This is a genomic window from Treponema sp. UBA753 (genome assembly GCF_002297325.1).
Lineage (GTDB): Bacteria > Spirochaetota > Spirochaetia > Treponematales > Treponemataceae > Treponema_D.
In genome coordinates this window covers 1-2,015 of the sequence record NZ_DBKJ01000110.1, presented here as the reverse complement: position 1 = coordinate 2,015, position 2,015 = coordinate 1, and the positions used below count along the sequence as shown (strand labels likewise).

The window sequence follows — 2,015 nt, the reverse complement described above, 5'->3', positions numbered from 1 at the left end:
ACTGTTCTTATCAAAACTCGAATTTCAGGCTATTTAAGTTCCGCAGCCCGGCAAAGCGAGCCACGGACAATTTTTATTAAAGCGGAATGTTTCCGTGTTTTTTGGCAGGAGCTGAATTCTGTGTTTTTTGAGCAAGGAATTCAAGGCTATGGGCAACACGTTGTCTTGTTTCTTCAGGATTTATAATTTCGCTGATATAATCACGCTGAGCCGCAATTGTCGGAGTCATAATTGTATCTTTGTACTCCTGAGACTTTTGTGCAACAAGAGCAGCCTGAGCAGGATCTTTCATTTCCTTTGCGTAAAGAATTCCAAGAGCGCCTTCTGCACCCATTACCGCAATTTCAGCTTTTGGCCAAGCATAAACAAAGTCCGCGCCCAGATGCTTTGAGCACATTGCAATGTAAGCTCCGCCGTAAGCCTTGCGTGTAATAACTGTAACTTTTGGAACAGTCGCTTCGCTGTATGCGTAGATTACTTTTGCTCCATGACGGATAATTCCCTTTTGCTCTTCATCAGGACCAGGCAAAAATCCTGGAACATCAACAAAAGTAACAAGCGGAACATTATAAGCGTCGCAGTAGCGTACAAAGCGTGCAATCTTGTCAGAAGCATCGCAGTTCAAAAGTCCGCCCCAGACAGCCGGATTGTTTGCAACAACGCCAACAGATTTTCCTTCAATTTTTGCAAAGCCAACAACCGCCATCTGTGCAAATTCTTTCATCACTTCAAAGAAACTGTCGTCATCAACAACGCAGTCAATTACATTGCGGATGTCGTAGCCTTTTTTGCTTTCTTCTGGAAGAGCCTCTGCAATTTTCTTTGCCTTTTTCTTTTCGTCAAACTTGAATTTTGCTTCAGCAACAATTTCTTCGCCGTAATAATGCGGAATGTAATCCAAAAGTTTTCTTACAGCTTCATAGCATTCAGGTTCTGAAGAAGCTCTAAAATGCGCAACACCGCTTTTCTGTGCATGAATGGAAGCGCCACCCAAATCTTCCGCAGAAATATCAAGCGAAAGAACACTTTTTACAACTTTTGGTCCTGTGATAAACATTTGGCTGATTGTATCAACCGCAAAAATAAAATCAGTGATTCCAGGTGAATAAACAGCACCGCCAGCGCAAGGTCCTACAATAATTGAAATCTGCGGAACAGTTCCAGAGGCACGCACATTCTGATAAAAAAGCTCGCCGTAACCACAAAGAGCATCAACGCCTTCCTGAATACGCGCACCGCCTGAATCGTTAAGACCGATAACCGGACACTTTGCCATAATCGCCTTGTCTATAAGCTCCGCAATTTTCTGCCCATGAACTTTTCCAAGAGAGCCGCCCTGAACTGTAAAATCCTGAGCATAAATGGCAACTTTTTTTCCGTTAATTTTTCCAAAGCCAGTAATTACACCGTCGTAAGGAATTTCTTTTTTGTCCATTCCAAAGCTTGTGCAAGTATGACGAGCGGCTGAATAGATTTCATAAAATGAGTCTTTGTCGCAAAGATTATTGATTCTTTCAATAGCGTGAAATTTTCCCTTTGCGTGCTGTTTTTCAAGATTATAATTAGAAGCCATATTTCCTCCAAAAAACAAAACGATGCTTTTTTTGCAACTGTTTTCTTATAATATCGTGAATGTTTTCTAAAGTCAATATGACAAAAAACGTAAAACTGTCATTTCATTTGCTGGCAGGTTTTACAAATACAAGGCTTTGTTCTTCCACATATTTTTCAGCATCTTTGATTTCTTGATCTGAAGGAATAAAATCATATTCTTGACGCAAAACAGAAGCGCAGGTAAAAACATCTCCGCCGCATTTTTCCATTGCAGTAAAATATTCCACCTTTAAATCGCTGAATTCCAAGAAGTTGCTTTCAATTTCAGTTTGAATATCAAAAATAATCCAGCGGTCTTTTTTAAATTCCAAGGAAACTTTTTCTTTTTGAAGCGAAACACAAAGGTTGTCTTCTCCAAGCGAATCAAAAATAAAGAATTCAACATTGTATTCTTTTTTTTC

2 protein-coding genes are annotated in these 2,015 nt (G+C 39.9%); both read right to left on the bottom strand.

Going from position 1 to position 2,015, the window contains the following annotated elements; genetic code table 11:
• Window positions 1–76 precede the first annotated feature (76 nt).
• Window positions 77–1,573: an acyl-CoA carboxylase subunit beta gene (locus B4C08_RS08945; protein ID WP_296664618.1), complete on the bottom strand. Its 1,497-nt coding sequence runs from the start codon at window positions 1,571–1,573 to the stop codon at window positions 77–79.
• A gap of 103 nt (window positions 1,574–1,676) precedes the next feature.
• Window positions 1,677–2,015: hypothetical protein (locus tag B4C08_RS08940; protein ID WP_296664616.1), on the bottom strand; the 339-nt coding region annotated here is incomplete at its 5' end.